This is a genomic window from Psychroserpens sp. (assembly GCF_045105015.1).
Taxonomy (GTDB): domain Bacteria; phylum Bacteroidota; class Bacteroidia; order Flavobacteriales; family Flavobacteriaceae; genus Psychroserpens.
The window spans coordinates 14,758-33,419 of record NZ_JBGCCX010000063.1 but is presented as its reverse complement, the minus strand read 5'-3'; the positions used below and the strand labels follow the sequence as shown (position 1 = coordinate 33,419).

Below are 18,662 nucleotides of genomic sequence, written 5' to 3'. Positions count from 1 at the left end.
TTAATTGCTTTTAAATTTGAAGAAGTTCCTATTACTAATTTTGGTTGCTACTCAACTGTCTTATGCACAAGTTGGAATTGGAACCACAAATCCAGATCCATCTGCTGCCTTAGATATAAGTTCTACGTCTGGCGGTTTATTACTCCCAAGAATGAACTTAACAGAACGCAATGCAATTCTTTCACCTGCAACAGGTTTACTTATTTATCTTATCGATGGTAGCCAACAATGCTTACAGGTATATAATGGTACTGGCTGGGAAAATATTTATTGCCCAACAACGAATACAATTCCTTATGCTACTAATGTAGGTTTTAGTGGAACCTTTAGTATTGGAAATACGCTAACGGGTAATTATAATTATCTAGATAACGAAGCTGATATTGAAGATGTATCGTTGTTTCAATGGTATCGTGCAGATGATGCCTCAGGAACAAACGAAGTTGCCATACTCAGTGAAAACACAATCTCTTATACAACTTCTGTAACCGATAATGGTAAATATCTCGCCTTCGGAATTACACCTATTGCTCAAACTGGAGCCTTAATAGGAAATGAAGTTAAAAGCAACTACCAAGGTCCTATTTCAAACATCTCTAATGTTGCGAGAATAAATGAGTTTCATTATGATAATGCTGGAACAGATATAAATGAATTCATTGAAATAAGGATTACCGAAAATTTAGCAAATCAACCTACAGACTTATCTCAATACTCAGTAGTTGTATATAATGGTTCCAACCAATCTGATTATGCAACTGAAACCTTAAACAATCTCACTCAAACTTGTGACGCTACAAACTGTTATTACGTTTGGGACATTGCTCTACAAAATGGAGCTCCAGATGGCATTGCATTAAGTGGTCCTTCTGGCCTCATAGAATTTATAAGTTACGAAGGAAGTTTTACCGCTGTTTCAAGTATTGCAAATGGAGTTACTAGTATTGATGTTGGTTTATCTGAAACTGGCGCTACTACCGGAAACGGTTCTATCGAACGTACGAACAGTGGTACATGGACATCTAATGCAAATGCAAATACTAAAGGTACAGCTAACAGCTTATGATACGATTTCGCCAATCTATACTTTTAATATTTTGTCTAGCACTTAATATATCAGCTTGGTCTCAAGTTGGAGTGAACACTAGCAACCCTGATAATTCTTCAGCCTTAGATGTTACAAGTACAACTAAAGGTGTTTTACCTCCTAGAATGACTAGCGAACAAAGAGATAACATAATGGTTACTACTGCTTCTGCTGGACTCATTATTTTTAATACAGATTCACAGGTTTTAAATATATTTGATGGCACCAAATGGCACGCTATAACTACAGATTCTAGTGAATTAGTCTGCTTAACTGCTACTACTTTTAATGAGTTTTTAGTGTGCTTACAAACCAACTACACACCAAATCAAACACTTGGCTACGGACCAGCGAGAGATGTACTCTATGGAAATATAGACGTTAATTCTAGTACCTTAGAATTGTCTTGTATTTATACAGATTTCTCTGTTGTGATGGATTATAGTACAGATCCAGATCCTAGCAGTCATGCCTTCAATCAAGGCATAAATACGGAACATGCTTATCCGCAAAGTATGGGAGCTGGTGATGAACCAGCTAGAAGCGATATGTTTAATATTTTCCCTAGTCGGATTGAAGTAAATTCATCAAGAAGCAATTGTCCTTATAATGATATAATAGATATTGATACGGAATCATGGTTTTATCTCAATCAAGAACTAAACTCGGTGCCTTCTACTAATATGAATCTATATTCTGAAAAAGATAATGATGCAACTTACGCTAGTCTTCAAGCTAGCCAGCAATGTACATTCGAACCGAGAGAAGATAAAAAAGGAGATATTGCAAGAGCAATATTCTATTTCCATGCGATTTATAATGCTTCAAATCAAAACACGTATTTGTCTTATGCTAATGATGCTTTTTTTTTTTTTATGAAATTTACACTTCTGCAATGGCATACTGATGATCCTGTCGATCAAGAAGAAATAGATAGAAACAATGCTATAAAACTTCAACAAGGAAACGACAATCCTTTTATAATAGATGCTACATTAGCGTCTAGAGTTTACAATTAAGAAAATCATAAATTACAATTCGTTAACAATATCTTTCATTTTAATTTTCTATATTCGGCAATCAAAAAAATTAGCGTCTTTAATTATTAGTATGAAATCTCTTTTTACATTCTTCCTAACTATACTTACTTTCAGCGTTTATAGTCAAAAAAATCCTGACCTGAATATTGTAGATGAATTAGACTTCGAAGTTTTAAAAAAAGTTGATTCTACCGAAACCATTCTTACTAAAGACACTCTTAACGCTATTATTCCAAGAGATATTAAATCTGAATATTGGGATCATACCGTTTACAATCCTTTCAGAGACGAAGTAGTTGTATTCCCTTTACAGTTAAAATTTGAAGATTCTACATATGCATCTCCAATTGGAAAAGACAAAGTTGTAACATCTCGTTATGGTTGGCGAAGAGGTCGTGCCCATAAAGGCATTGACATTGATTTAATTACTGGAGATAGCCTATTTGCTATGTTTGATGGTATAGTTAGAATGTCTAGATATTCTAGAGGCCATGGCAAAACTGTTGTTTTAAGACATTATAATGGTTTAGAAACAGTATATGCACATTTATCAAAATATGGTGTTAAAGAAAATGACACCATAAAAAAAGGAGAATATATTGGTAAAGGTGGAGTTTCTGGAAACGCAAGAGGAAGTCACTTACACTTAGTTGTAAATTACAAAGGCGTAGCTATAAATCCTGAATATCTATTCGAGTTTGATGCATCTAATGCAATAAGATCAAAAGAAATATGGGTGACACAGCAATGGACGCGTCCTTATGTACACAACTCAAAAAGACAAAGTAAAATTATTCCATTATTAACTGAAGCTGAAGCAGTTGCTAGTTTAAAAAAGCAAAAGAAAATATATGTTGTTAAACGTGGTGATACCTTATCACGCATTTCTATAAATAATAATATATCAATTGCAGCCATTTGCAAAACCAATGCAATTAGCAAAACCTCAGTAATTAAACCTGGTCAAAAATTAGTAATCGAAAAGTAAACAGTCTTATTTAGTGCTATCTGAGTTAGAGTTTAAGACAATATTTTTTTGAACCACATACATATCATCTACTATTTCCAGTTTTAATATTCTTGTAGGATCTCCCTTTTTAGCTAAACGTTTACGACATGTTTTTGTTAAAAAAGGATCGTCATCAAATAAAAATGATTCAAGTTCATAAGCTGCTTTAGAAGATTCTTTAACTATTGGAAATAATTGTTGCATCTGATTATAGCGTCGGTCATTACCAGGAACATATGTATAAAACGTATAACTACCATCTGAATCTGTTTTTATCCAACCTCTATTATGAACATAACGCTTTTCATTATTATATCTCAAATCAAAATCACCATTTTCATCTGCTTGGTCAATGTATAGAATTACATCTTTTGCTGGAGTTATACCATCACTTTCAAATATAATACCTGAAATTTTTAATTTATTAGATTTAGAATCAAAACCTGGGATAGTATCTGTGTTACTTAATTGAAGTTCAGTGTAGTCATAAATCGGACTCCTTTTTAGATAATCTTCAGAATTATCAATAGAATCTTGAGCGCTGATAGAACAATTAGAAACTACGAAACAGAATAAACAAAGAAATGTGATAACGTTTTTCATTTTGGTTAAGCATTTTGGGTTATCTCAAATGTCTATGATTTCTATCTAAAAACTTAAAATAATCGAATTAACGTATAGTTAGTCCGACGAAATGAACCTATTTGTAAAATCTACCGATATAATACAACCCAGTTTTACATCATTAGAGTTAATTCAAACGACTTAATAAAAAACCAAAAACGTTGCCAAAAACTTAAAATCAAGTGTTTTGTTCCGCTGTAAATCACAAAAACCAACCATAGCATTTCATCGTAAAAATATGCTTTTAATCCAGTAATAATGCAGTTTATCTAATAAATACGTATTTTATGTATTAAAAAAAAACAGAAAAAATCTTTATTTTTAGTTGTTTTTTTTAATAAAATGTATAGATTTGTTTCACCCAGATTAACTAAAAACCATAAAATGAAAACAAAATCTACTTTATTAATCCTTACTTTTTTCTTGATGACTAGCATGGGTTTCGCTCAAAATAAAAAGACGTCATCTAAGAAAAATCAGTCCATGAATATTATTAGTGGCAAAGTAAATATTTCCAAATACCATAGTCATGATGAATTAGACCGAATGTCTAAAGGTGAATTACTTGGCTTATATACAGAACGTATCAAAGTTATTGTCAACATTTTACCAAATATTGCATTTGCGACTAAACCAGGAATAACCATGTCAGATCTTGGAATACCAGATACAAAAGAAAACAAAAAAGCTTTAGAAAATAATGTGGATGCTTCAGTTAGCTATTTTGATAGTACAATTGAATTTCAAAAGACAATTTTACCATATTCCGATACTAGAGATTTAATTGCTGCTATTCTTTTTTATGAAGAAACTTTAAAATCTCTACATACTTACAACGATTATAAATCTGATTAGTCTCTAATTATAAGTGTTAGTTTTAATTTATGAAGCCTCGATATTATATTAATATTGAGGCTTTTTTCATACCCATTACTAATAGAATGATATGCAATGATTTATTTATCTGTATCAACTATTAAATTTCAAAACAAAAAACCAAACATTATTGTAAGAATTTTCACTAACTTAAGTCAAAAAGATGTATTTCATCGATATTTTTTGCATTTCATAAGTATAAACCCTATGTTTGGGACATATATTTAAGTGCCCACTTATCTAAACTAAACGAACTTGACTACTATGAAAAAAATTACTCAAATCGCACTTTTGTTCTTACTAGTGTATGGCAATGTATATGCACAACAGGAGAAAGGAATAATTGGCTATGATAATTGGTTAAATCCTTGGACAGAATTCAAACCTAATAAGGTTGATTACGGAAAGCCTACTCAAATCTTGAGTGGAAATATCACAAGAGATACTAAATTATATAAAGGTGACACCTATTTACTATTAGGAGATGTCTTTGTTAAAGATAGTACAACATTAACAATAGAACCAGGAACAGTTATTATTGGTGACTTTAAAACCAAAGGTTCGCTAACTATAAGTAAAGATTCTAAAATTGTTGCTAATGGAACTCATACAGATCCTATTGTTTTCACTTCAAGTAGAAGTTTAAAAAAACCTGGAGATTGGGGAGGAATTTTTATCCTTGGTGATGCACCTACTAATAAATTTGGAAATGAAGATGCCCTTAATTATGGGCTAGAACCATCAGATGCTAACTGTATCAATTATGGTGGAGATAACACTGATAGCTATTCTGGAATCTTAACATTTGTTAGAATTGAATTTGCAGGAAAACGCACCAAAGATTATGGCTATTTTAACGGTCTTACCTTAGCTGGTGTCGGTCAGCAAACTATTATCGAAAATATCATGGTAAGCTACTGTGAAGGTAACTCATTTAATATTTTAGGTGGAGATGTTAACCTAGAGAAATTAGTGTCTTATAAATCTAACATCAATGATTATGAATTTAATTATGGAGCACAATGTCATATTTCAAATTCTTTAGCAATACGTTCTCCTTATGCTTCAGGAGCTGAAGTTTCTAAATGCATAAATGTATTAGCTTATGATAAAAAGGAAGATGTTGATTTTTCTAAAAACAACACCAATATCCAAGCTGAAAATTTAACATTAGTAAATCTTAGTGATGATTTAAAATACGATATCGAAATAGGCTTAGTAAACGAAGCTATTTACCTCAGTGAAGGTGTGTCTTTTTCAATAGATAAAAGTGTTATTTCAGGATTTAATCCTGCTGTTATATTAGATAACAAAATCAAAATAAACAGTGAGAACTTAGACAAAATTGGTTTTACTAGAACTTACTTTAATAATTGTAAAGGAAACATCTTTATTAAATTCAATTCAAACAATGAAGACTTAGAAAACTGGTATGGCAATAGAGCATTCAATAATGTGTATTCAAAGGGTCCTGACTCGGAAACTTTTATTGATTTAAAAAATTCAAAACGACCAGATTTCAGATTGAGAATTAATAGAATTTTTGCTGCTACTGACGACATGAACGACAACGATTAAAAACAAAGCTTATAGATTAGAAAATTACAGCCCCAAAAATGTACACTACTAAAATCGTATATAAACTTTACTTTGTATTATGCTTTTTTGTCCTTTTAACTCAAGAACAATTAAATGCACAAATAGTTATAGGTACTCCAAACTTAGGGTTTAGTCAAGCTTGTGCGAGTGAGACTTTTAATAATTACAGCACAACCTTTGTTTTTTCTCCAGAAAGCGCCTTAAATACATCAAATCAATTCTCAATTGAAATGTCTGATGCCGATGGTGACTTTTCAGATCCAATTACTATTTTTACTTCAACTGCTGGAAGTGTAACAACTTCGCCTGCAACATTAAATTTCTCATTACCAGAAACAACTGCTGGTGAAAACTATAAAATTAGAATTAAAAGTTCTGCTCCTGCAGCTACAAGTTCAAATTCTTCAGCGTTTGCAGCTTATTATAAAATTCAAGATTCGCCTTTTACAATAAATAATTTAGTAGCAACTGCTGCCTATTGTTCAGGAGGAAATTACCTTCTAACAATTGATAATCCAGGCTCTGGAACAAATGATTCACCACTTAATTATCCATCATTAACTTATAATTGGTACAAAGAAACTGGTCCAACTACATCAGTTTTTGTTGCTGAAGGAGAAACCCTTACAGTAAGCGAAGAGGGCACTTATTTTGTAGAAACAAATTATGGAACCTGTACTTCTAATTCGTTTTCCAATCGAGTTACAGTTTCAGAGGTAGCCTCAGGTGAAGCTAATGCAGAAATTGTTTCTAGCTTAGGAAATCCGTTTTGTCCTGGTTCTGGCGTTACAACATTAACCACATTAACTGGTAATAGTTACCAATGGTTTAAAAATGGAACTGTAATTCCTGACGCTACAAATCAAATGTATGAAACTAATGAATCTGGTACTTATGCGGTTCAAGTTGATTTAGGTAATTGCTCAGCCATTGGTGCTATAGAATTGGTCAGCGAGTTATTTGAAGCTGCTATTAATGTTGATATAGAAAATACCATTGAAGAAGATGAAAGCCTTTCAATTGAGATAACTACAACTGCTAACAATCCACAGTTCGAATGGTATTTAGACAATGTTTTAATAACTGACGTTACGGAAGCTAATTATGAAACTTCAACTTTTGGAAGTTATAAAGTTATCATTACAGAAACTTCTGGTTGTATCGCTTCTAGAGAATTTGAATTTGAAATTAATGAGGCTTATGATCCATTTCCTGAAGTGGAAAAGATACCAAATGTAGTGAGTCCAAATGATGATGGTTTCAATGATACATGGATTATTCCAACGAAATATGTAAGTGGTACTAATACCAAAGTGATGATCATGACCAATCGTGGAAAAGTTGTACTTCAAACAGATGACTATCAGAACAATTGGCCACAAGAAAACTTAAACCTAACAAATATTAACCAAGTATTTTATTATGTGATTACCACATCAGATAATGATATTAAAAAAGGCTCAATAACTGTCGTCAGATAATATGAAAAAACACCTACTGGTTGTAATATTATGTTTCTGTTCAATACAGATGTTCCACTCTCAAGAAGATGATGGCGTGGTTGCGCTTAGCCTACCAGTTAGAAACTCATTGACCTTTAATCGCTTTGTTGTTAACCCAACATTCAGTTTTGTTAGAGAACAACATAAATACGTTAGTTTATTTAACAAGAGAGAATGGATACAATTTGATAATGCACCTCTCACCTATTTAGCAAGTTATTCAGGACGTTTTGGTGAAAACATTGGAGCTGGTATCGGATTATTCCAACAAGATTATGGTGTATTAACAACCTTTGGAGGTACTGCCAATTTCGCATATAATGTTCAATTAGCAAGAGAAAGCAATTTAACCTTCGGATTAAATATTGGGGCCTACAAAAGCGGAATTAATACTGGAAATATAATAACTAATGTAGATGATCCAGCTTTACAAAATATTCCGGAAAATTTCTTATTAACTATTAATCCAGGAATTAATTATGGTCTGGCTTTTATAGATTTCGGATTATCAATTAACAATTTAGCAGTTTATAATTTTGAATCTTCTGAGATGCTACAAGATAATCCTGAGCAAGGTATTCAAGCGCATATTATGTATACTGGATATGTAAATAGCAGAGGTTTTTTTGATGACACAAAATTTACAGGTTTAGTAAGGTCAGAATTTAAAAAAGATGAAACAGTTGTATCTGCATTAGCAATGTTAACCATTCCAAAAGGATTTTGGGTTCAAGCAGGATATAATTCAGTATTTGGAATTTCTGGAGGAGCAGGAATTAATATTACGCCTCAAATTGCTCTAGAATATAATTTTGAAAAAGCTATTGGAGAATTAACAGATTTTGGTCCATCACATGATATTACACTTGCGTACAGATTTAAAAACAGAGATCGCTACGATTACAGCAGTGGTGATGAAGTGATTGGTCTGGTTTCAGGAAATAAGAAAAAACCAATCGTATCTAAAACATCTAAAGCTAAAGCAGAAGCAAATCGAAAGTTAGCTGCTGAAAAGAAAGCACAACAAGATGCTGAAGCAGAAGCTAAAAGACTTGCTGAATTAAAAGCAAAACAAGATGCTGAAGCAGAAGCTAAAAGACTAGCAGAGTTAAAAGCGCAACAAGATGCTAAAGCAGAAGCGAAACGATTGGCAGAGATAAAAGCGCAACAAGATGCTGAAACAGAAGCGAAACGATTGGCAGAGATAAAAGCACAACAAGATGCTGAAGCAGAAGCTAAACGATTGGCAGAGTTAAAAGCGCAACAAGATGCTGAAGCAGAAGCTAAACGATTGGCAGAGTTAAAAGCGCAACAAGATACTGAAGCAGAAGCGAAACGATTGGCAGAGATAAAAGCACAACAAGATGCTGAAGCAGAAGCGAAACGATTGGCAGAGTTAAAAGCGCAACAAGATGCTGAAGCAGAAGCTAAAAGACTAGCAGAATTAAAAGCGCAACAAGATGCTGAAGCAGAAGCGAAACGATTGGCAGAATTAAAAGCGCAACAAGATGCTGAAGCAGAAGCGAAACGATTGGCAGAGATAAAAGCACAACAAGATGCTGAAGCAGAAGCTAAAAGACTAGCAGAGTTAAAAGCGCAACAAGATGCTGAAGCAGAAGCGAAACGATTGGCAGAGTTAAAAGCGCAACAAGATGCTGAAGCAGAAGCGAAACGATTGGCAGAGATAAAAGCACAACAAGATGCTAAGAATGAATTAATAACTAACCCAAAAGATCAAGTTGGGAAAGAATTATTAGAAATTACTAAACAAGCCGAAGACACTAAAAAATCTCAAAATGATTTATTAAAACAATTTGATGATATCATAGGTGTAAAAGATAAAGATCTTAAAGATTTAAAAGAAGAAAACGATTTAAGTGAGCAAGGTATTACTGTACAACCAAAACCTTTTAAAAGTATTACAGCTGAAAACAACAAACTTAACTCTATCAAATCTAACTTAGATAATATTATAGAAAAGAGAAGTAAAAAGATTCAAGAATTACAAAAACTGTACAATGATAATTTCGAAGCTGACACCATCTATAATGATGAAGTGTATTTACATTACAGAAAAAAATTAAAACAATTGAAAACTGAACAAGCTCAAGCAGTTGCAACAAAAAATCAATTAGAAATCCGTCTTAATGATATTAAAGTAGCAACAGAATTTGAAAGAAGAAGACGTATTAAACGTGCTGCATTCGACAATGAAGATGAGCGTTTTTCACAAGATAGAGCTGTATTACAAAATATAAAAAAGACAACTACTTTAAGCCAAACTGTTTTAAAAGAAGAAGATTTTGACTTTGGTGAAAAGCAAAGTAATAATATCCAAATTCTGAAAAACGTAAAAAATATTGACAATGGTTATTATGTAATTATAGCTGTTCATACAGATAAAGAAAAAAGAAATGAGTTTGTGAAAAAAGTGATTGCTTCAGGTCGAACAAATGTTGACTTCTTCTATGATATTAAAACGAGTAAGTATTATATCTATTATGATAAATTCAACAGTATAGAACAAGCTAATGAAGCACTAAAATCAAAAGGAAGCAGACCATATAATAAAAACATGTCCCTCGTGAAAATTGAAAATTAATAATATTACTAAGGCCCAATTCTAAGTTTAATAATTGCCCTCATTGAATTTAGAATTACAAAAAGTTAAGTATCATGAAAAGACCTACATTTTCTAGAATTGCCATAATCGTTATGCTATTATGTTTTGGCCTTCAACTACATTCGCAAAATTACGAACCTTTTACACCTAGGTTTAATCAAGATTTAAAAGGAGATATCGTCCTTATTGGAAACAATATTTTAGGACCAGACAATAATGCATTTAATGATAACTCAGTGTATAATCATAATGTTGATATGCAATACATTGACATTGATGGAGATGCCTCAACATTCAGTTCTTCTAGTGCAGATTTAGAAATCCCAAATCCAAATTGTTATAGAATTATTTATGCTGGTTTGTATTGGGGAGCTGTTAATCCAGGAAGTGAACCAATTACAGAAGTAAAACTCAAAGGTCCAGTAGGTGGATATAATGATATACAAGGTACAATTATATATGATGCTAATGGCACAACTGTAGATGGTGGAGATAGTTTTTCATATGCCTGTTTTGCCGATGTAACAAGCATTGTAGGAAGTTTTGGCACTGGAACAGATTTAGGTACTTATACAGTAGCAAACGTATCTTCTGACGTAGGTGAAACATCAACATTTACTCCATATAATGGAACTGGACAATCTGCTGGATGGTCTCTTTTTATAGTTTATGAAGATCCTACTTTACCAGGAAAATCTATCACAAGTTTTGACGGGTTTAGCGCAATTAGTGTTCCTGGAGGGAATACAAACCTAGATGTTCCGGTAGATGGTTTTAGAACAGTTCCTGCTCCTGCTCCTGTAAGAGCAAACTTTGCTTTTGCAACCTTAGAAGGTGACAGTCCAATATTAGGAGACCGTTTAAGACTTAATGGTATTAGTTTATCTACTGCGGACCGACCAGCTTCGAACTTTTTTAATAGTTCGGTGACACAACTAAGTGCAACACCTGTAAATAATAGAGTACCAAACAGTTCAAATACCTTAGGTTTTGATACCGGTGTAATTGCAGTACCAAATCCAGGAAATTCAGTAATTGCTAATGACGCAACTTCAGGTACAATTAGGTTAGAAACAAGTGGTGACACTTATTTTCCTTATTTCTTTGCTTTTGCAGTTGAAATTATTGAGCCAAATGTTGTTCTCACAAAAATTGTTGAGGATGATGCTGGTAATAATATTGGTGGACAAGAAGTGGGTCTTGGATCATCATTAAATTATGTTATAGGTTTTCAGAATACTGGAAATGATAATGCAACAAGTTTACAGATAAGAGATGTGCTTCCTGCAAACATTCTTTTTGATTATCCAGATGATTTAATTCTTCCACCTGGCATTACAGTATCAAGTTACGATCCTACAACTCGTGAGCTTATTTTTGATATTGACGATGCTCTAGTTGAAGAAAACGACCCAGTTTATGAAATTCGTATTGAAGCTCAGGTTGTAGACGAATGCAATAAACTTGCAGATGCGTGTTCAAATATTATTAATAATCAAGCATTCGCAACATACAACGGGTTTTTTAATCCTACATTTCAAATTACAGATGATCCAAGTGTAAATAGTAACACAGGTTGTTTACTTTCGCCACAAGCAACAAATTTCTTAGCAGATCTTGATTGTCAATTTACAGAAAACATTGTGCTATGTGGTGATACTGTTGACTTAACTGCTGCTAGTGGTTATAACACGTATACATGGTCAACTAGTCCAACTGGCACACCAGTTATCGGTAATACTCAAACCATTACTGTCACAGAAACTGGGACTTATTACTCTTTTAACAATGCTATAGCTCCATGTCAATCTATAGAACAAACATTCATTGTTGAACTTTTCGGTGGAACAATACAAAATCCTGTCATTCCTTATGCAGATGAAGTTGTTATATGTCCGAATGACGGTAAAGAATTGCCAAACATCTTTTTATGTGGTGCAAACGATTCAAGATTTATACAAACTAATATTGCTGGTGCGCAATCTATAATCTGGGAACAGTTAGATGAAGCGAGTTGTACAGCAGTATCTAACACAGATTGCGCTAATGAAGACGATGCATGTTCATGGAATGAAGTCGCTACTGGACCAGACTTTTTAGCCGATGCTTCAGGACAATTCAGATTGACCATCAATTATGAAGGTGGTTGTTTCGTGCAATTCTATTTTAATGTGTACCAAAATTTACTTGAGCCAACAGTGCTAGCTACTGATATTATCTGTACAACACCTGGAAGTATAACAGTTCTTGACGTCCCTTCTGGCTACGAATATAGTTTAGACAATATTACGTTTCAAACGAGTAATATATTTTCAGTAAATACGGCTGGAAATTACACAGTATATGTAAGACAAATTGGTGTCCCATCAAACCCTTGTATTTTTACTGTACCTGATGTTCTTATCAGAGATCGTGATTTTACAGTATCTACTACTATTTTACAACCGCTCTGTAATGGTGACTTAGGTAGTATTCAATTAGCTGCAAATGATGTTGATCCTCAATATTCTTATGCATTATATCAAGGTGCAACCTTAGTGAATAGTGTTGGACCAATTTTAGAAAACACATACATATTTGAAAATTTAAATCCTGGAACTTATACAGCAACTGTTGAAACTGAAAATGGTTGTGTTTATACAGAAAACATTGAAATCATTGAGCCAGATTTATTAACCGTTACAGCAGCAATAACAATTCCGTTAACATGTTCAGAGGGAGAAATCACAGTTTACCCTGTTGGAGGTACTGCACCTTATTTCTATTTTGTAAACGGTTCTACAGATTTTCAAACAGTACCTGAAATTGTAGTCACAGCACCTGGAGTTTTCGATATTATAGTTGTAGATTCTAATAACTGTAGTGCAAACACTTCAATTACTGTTAATACCATTCCTGAACCTGAATTTAATATTACAACAACTGATATTACATGTTCAGCTGCTGTTAATTCTGGTGCAATAACTGTTAATGTTACCACTGCTAACGGTTTCAATTTGGAGTATAGTATTGATGCTGGTGTAACATTTATTAATTCAAATGTATTCAATGGACTTACAGCTGGTGATTATGATGTTGTTGTACAATATTCGACAGGCACAACAATATGTACTAGTATTCCACAAACAGTTACAATTCTATCAGGAGATGCAATCTCTGGAACTGCAGAGTTGACTTCAAACTATACTTGTAATTCTGATGGAACAATTACTGTAACTGATGTCACTGGTGGTGATGCGCCATACTCTTACAGTATTGATGGTATGAATTTTCAATTGAGTAATACGTTTTCTGGATTAACATCTGGAACGTACACGATAACAATAATGGATGCGAACTCATGTACTTCAGTCACAAATGACATTACAATCGACCCGTTAAATCCTCCAACAGATTTATCATTCGATAATTCGCCTGTAACATGTCCAACAAACACATCAACTGTAACGATTACTAATACAGTTGGTGGAACAGGAATTTTAGAGTATCAAATTATAGCTCCAACTAGTTTCACTTCACCTTACCAAACATCTAATGTGTTTTCGGGATTAGAACCAGGAACATATACATTTCAAGTAAAAGATGAAAACGATTGTACGTATTTAGAATCATATACTATTGCTCCAATAGTCAATCCTACAATTAGTGTTGTTTTAACTGAAGATTTAAACTGTACAGTTTCTCCAGACGCTCTAATAACTGGAACAATTTCTGGAGCATCACCTTACACATATGCAGTTTCTATTAATGGAAGTCCATATTCTGATCTAGGTGCTACAGGAACACCATTTAATTATACTACAGCATCAGCTGGAGCATATCAATTTGAAATTACAGACGCTAATGGTTGTACTGCGGAATCTACAATAATAACAGTAGAACCTATTTCACCTCCAGCTTTAAGTGTTATAGCACAAACTCAAGATATCTTATGTTTTGGTGATAGTAATGGTGCGATAGATATTACAATTGACAATACCGTTGGAACGCCTCCTTTTGTAATAAACATCAATAATGATTCAACAACTACAGATTATGGCACACAAACATCAGGCTTACCAGCAGGAACATATACAGTTACTGTAACAGATGCTAAATCTTGTACTGCAACTGACACGATTACTATTAATGAACCAGATGCTATCATTTTAGATTATACTACTGTTGATATCTCATGTAGTGCTGGTGGAGTTTCTCAAGGTTCAGTAATTATAAATTCAGTTACAGGTGGAACTTCACCTTACAACTATTTTGTTACTGGAACTAATGGATACTCAAACTCAGAACTTAACAATTCGGGATCAACATCTGTAAATTTTGATGTTGTAGATTTTGGTTTATATGAAATTAATGTTGTTGATGCTAATGGATGCTCTGTTTTAACTCAGGATGTGTTAGTAGCTTCTCCTCCAACAGATTTAATTATTAATATTTCTTCTACTGTAGATTGTGTTACTGGTGGTGAAGCTGTCGTTAGTATTGGTTCTACATTGACAAGTTCAGGACCTTTCTATTTTGATATTTACCAAGGGACAACACCTCCTCCACCACCTGGAGGAACTTGGATTCCTGAAGATGCTCCTAATAGTGAAACCGCTACTTTTACTGGATTAACTCCAGGTATTACTTATACATTTATTGTTTATGATGCATCTACAAATTGCACCTATTACGAACCTGCAACTACACCTATACCAACAAACTCAACATTAGTAATAAGTGCTGTTAGTTCTAACAATATCACTTGTACAGGAAGTGCCGATGGAAATGTATCATTTACAATCAATAGTGTTTATGGAAATACTGTGAACGTAGATTATGAAATCTTTGATACATTAACTTTAATTTCAACAGGAGTCACTGGTTCTGGGTCTGTTCCTGCAAATAGCTCGCTTTCAATCTCTGATTTAGGTCCTTTACCTTTCGGAAACTATTTTGTATCAATCACTGAAACTTCTGGACCAAATTCAGGTTGTGGTGTAATCACTGCGCCTTTCAATATTACAGAATCTGCTTTTCTTTTAGAGCTAACAGTTTCTATAGATCAAAATGCAAACTGTAACGCAAATTCTGGCGCAATAAGTGCTGTGGCACAAAATGGTACAGCGCCTTACTTATATCAAATTACAACTTCGGCTACTGCTCCACTTGCGTCAGATCCAGCTTGGGCATCTACTAGTGTCTTTAATTTAGATTCAGGAAATTATTATGTCCATGTTTTAGATGCTTATAACTGTGTTCAAAGTAGTCCAGTTGTTATTTTACCTATGGATCCTACACCTGCTATTTCCGCAGTTACGAATAACATATGTACTGTAGCTGAAGGAGATTTTGAGATCGATATCACTCTAGACACAATTGGCATTCCTCCTTATAGTTATAGTATTAATGGAGGCGCTTTTCAAATGCAAACAGCACCTTTTTCAATTTCTAATTTATTTTCTGGAACACATACTATTGAAATTCAAGATTCAAATGGATGTGGCAATTTAGTGACTGTTGATATTCCTGCACCTGTAGAAATTTCAGCAGATATAACTTCAACTACAACATGTAGTGATGATGATGGCGAAATTACTGTAACTGGAATTAACGGTTCTGGCACTTATTCTTATAGCATCAGTCCGAATCCAGCTTCAATTAGTTTAACTGGAAATATCTTTTCTGGAGTTCCTTCAGGGATTTATATCATAACAATTACTGATGATATCACTTCATGTACAAATGATGTAACACTAGCTATACAAGAAGCAATTCCGCCTACTGTAACACTAACTCCTACCTCTGTGACTTGTTTTGGAGATAATTCAGGAGCGTTTGATATTGATTTATCTGGTTATTCTGGAACTTATACTTACGAGGTTTTTGATACCTCTGGAGTTTCTGTAACTGGAATTATAAATGCAAATACATCAACTAATCCATTAACAGTTTCTGGGCTATCTGCTGGAAGTTTTTCAGTAGTGATTACTGAAACTCAAATGCCATTCTGCGAGATAACATCAAATGTAATTATATCTTCTCCTTCAGATACTTTAACGCTTACGGCTTCTGAAACTTCTAATGTTACATGTGATAATAGTCAAGGAACAATTACTGCAATAGCCAATGGTGGTTGGGGAACTTATGAATATGAACTCACAGGAGATGCTTCAGTAGCATATTCTTCAAACGGAACATTTACAGATTTATCAGCTGGAAATTACACCGTTAATGTTAGAGATGAAGAAGGTTGTATAGCTTCTGAAAATGTGGTTCTAATTCAACCAAATCCAATAAACGCAACATTTGTGCCGAGCACCACTAGCTTAGCCTGTTTTGGAGATCAAAATGCAAGTATTACAGCAAACAACGTGACTGGTGGTCAAGGAACAGAATATCTTTATACATTAAATATTTTATCACCAACAGCTAGTACATCAGGTCCACAAACTTCAAGTACATTTAGTGATTTAAGCGCTGGAACTTATTCGATTACCATTACTGATAGTCTTGGTTGTGAATTAACTTCTGTAGCTATTGAAATCACTGAACCTACTCCTATTCAAGCAAATTTAGTTACTAGTACTACACAAACATGTTTAAATGAATCCACTTTAACATTAAGTGCTACAGGTGGTTCAGGCCAATATTCGTATAGCAGTGATAGTTCATTTACTACTATTATTGGAACATTTAATGCATCAATTACATTTTCAGTATCATCTGGAACATATCAATATTATGTAAGAGATGCTAATGGTTGTGAAGCAAATGCATCGAATGAAATTACAATTGATCCTCTTCCTAATCTTACTATTAATTTAGAATCAAACAATCCTACAATTAATTGTAATGGTGATAATACAGGAAACATCATTGCATCAGCTCAAGGCGGACTTGGTAATTATGTGTACACTTTGGAAGATAATACAGGAGCAACAATTCCTGCAACTCAAAACAGTCCAGGTGTTTTCACAGAATTAATTGCTGGAACATATATCGTTTCTGTTGAAAGTGGAGATTGTGAAACACAATCAGCACCAATTACTATTGTCGAACCAACTAATCCTCTTGAAGTAGAATTTAATGTCAATAATATCACATGTAGCGGAAACAATGATGGCATGCTAGTAATTGATGCAACAGGAGGAACAGGTACCATTCAATATGCTATTTCTCCTCAATTGAATCAATTTTTTGAAACTAATATTTTTGAAAATTTAGCAGCAGGTACTTATGATGTCATTGTACAAGACGCTTTAGGTTGCTATGTCACTTTCAATTTTACACTAACAGATCCTGAACAAGTGATTTTAAGTATTGTCCCTAACTCTTTATTCGAAGAAACTTGTGATGGTCAAAACAATGGCGAGTTTAGTATAGAAATTTCAGGTGGAACATTACCATACAGTGTAAGTTTAGATACTTATGATGGACCTTATACTACTGGAGCTTTGACTCAAAATAGTTTTGACTTTACAGACTTAGGTGGTGGTGATCATATCGTTTATGTACGTGATGCTGAAGGTTGTGAAACGGAATGGAATATTACATTCCCAGAATCAATTGTTATCAATCCAATTATAGAAGTTGAATATTTATGTGAAGATAATTCACTTACAAATATGGTAACCGTTTCAATGGAAGACGCTGAGACTTTAGACCTTTCACAATTAGACTATTCATTAGATGGTGGTCCATATCAATTAAGTAACATTTTTAATGATGTTGCTCCAGGAACAGATCATTTTATAAATGTGAGACATACTAACGGTTGTATTATAAGAACAGAATTATTTGATATTGAATCTTACCAACCACTGTCACTTCTTTTAGTTGAAGGTGATGATCCAGGAGAATTTATTGCTGAAGTTACAGGAGGAACAGGTATCTATCAATTTTTCCTTAACGGACAAGATTATGGAGATACTAATGTTTTTATAGTTACTGAAGAGGGCACGTATACAGTTAGCGTAATTGACAGTGCTAATTGTGAAGTTAGAGAAAGTATTGAAATTACTATAATCGGACCATGTATTCCAAACTATTTCACACCAAATGGAGATGGTACTGCAGACACATGGGCTCCTGAATGTGTTGAAGACTTCCCAAATCTTACGTTCGATATTTTTGATAGATATGGTCGTAAAGTAGCTACATATAATGTAGGTGAATACTGGGACGGAAGATATAATGGAACAGAATTACCAACTGGTGATTACTGGTATGTCGTTAACCCTAATAGTCCAATTGCAGACAAACAATATGTGGGACATTTTACATTATACAGATAATAGCTAAAGACTAATAAACATAATCG

General features: G+C 33.6%; 9 protein-coding genes. 8 read left to right on the top strand and 1 reads right to left on the bottom strand.

Translation table 11 applies throughout. The features are described from left to right. Nucleotides 1-16 precede the first annotated feature (16 nt). The 3 genes from AB8B90_RS05110 (at nt 17) to AB8B90_RS05100 (ending at nt 3,115) form a co-directional block, all read left to right on the top strand. A complete protein-coding gene (locus tag AB8B90_RS05110) occupies nt 17-1,066 on the top strand; it encodes a hypothetical protein (protein WP_405334331.1) in 1,050 nt (349 codons plus the stop codon). Further along, on the top strand, nt 1,063-2,106 hold the full coding sequence (locus AB8B90_RS05105; RefSeq protein ID WP_405334329.1) for an endonuclease: 1,044 nt from the start codon (nt 1,063-1,065) through the stop codon (nt 2,104-2,106). Before AB8B90_RS05110 ends, AB8B90_RS05105 begins: the two co-directional genes overlap by 4 nt. 91 nt (nt 2,107-2,197) lie before the next feature. Next, complete coding sequence (locus AB8B90_RS05100; protein ID WP_405334327.1) at nt 2,198-3,115, top strand: peptidoglycan DD-metalloendopeptidase family protein; 918 nt, start codon at nt 2,198-2,200, stop codon at nt 3,113-3,115. 6 nt (nt 3,116-3,121) lie between these two features. On the opposite strand, the gene AB8B90_RS05095 is transcribed toward AB8B90_RS05100, so the two are convergent. Then, nucleotides 3,122-3,739 carry a hypothetical protein gene (locus AB8B90_RS05095; RefSeq protein WP_405334325.1) on the bottom strand — a complete coding sequence of 206 codons (618 nt, stop codon included), beginning with the start codon at nt 3,737-3,739 and terminating at the stop codon, nt 3,122-3,124. A 405-nt stretch (nt 3,740-4,144) separates the two neighbouring features. On the opposite strand from AB8B90_RS05095, the gene AB8B90_RS05090 reads away from it, so the two are divergent. From AB8B90_RS05090 to AB8B90_RS05070, 5 genes are all read left to right on the top strand, one after another. Next, nucleotides 4,145-4,615, top strand: coding sequence for a hypothetical protein (locus tag AB8B90_RS05090; protein WP_405334322.1), 471 nt, complete (start codon nt 4,145-4,147; stop codon nt 4,613-4,615). A gap of 285 nt (nt 4,616-4,900) precedes the next feature. Then, nucleotides 4,901-6,214, top strand: coding sequence for a hypothetical protein (locus AB8B90_RS05085; RefSeq protein WP_405334320.1), 1,314 nt, complete (start codon nt 4,901-4,903; stop codon nt 6,212-6,214). A 38-nt stretch (nt 6,215-6,252) separates the two neighbouring features. Beyond that, nucleotides 6,253-7,716, top strand: coding sequence for a gliding motility-associated C-terminal domain-containing protein (locus tag AB8B90_RS05080; protein ID WP_405334317.1), 1,464 nt, complete (start codon nt 6,253-6,255; stop codon nt 7,714-7,716). 1 nt (nt 7,717) lies between these two features. Then, entirely contained in the window at nt 7,718-10,339 is a 2,622-nt protein-coding gene (locus AB8B90_RS05075; RefSeq protein ID WP_405334316.1) for a PorP/SprF family type IX secretion system membrane protein, read from the top strand. A gap of 74 nt (nt 10,340-10,413) precedes the next feature. Continuing rightward, nucleotides 10,414-18,636, top strand: coding sequence for a T9SS type B sorting domain-containing protein (locus tag AB8B90_RS05070; RefSeq protein WP_405334314.1), 8,223 nt, complete (start codon nt 10,414-10,416; stop codon nt 18,634-18,636). Nucleotides 18,637-18,662: the final 26 nt, after the last annotated feature.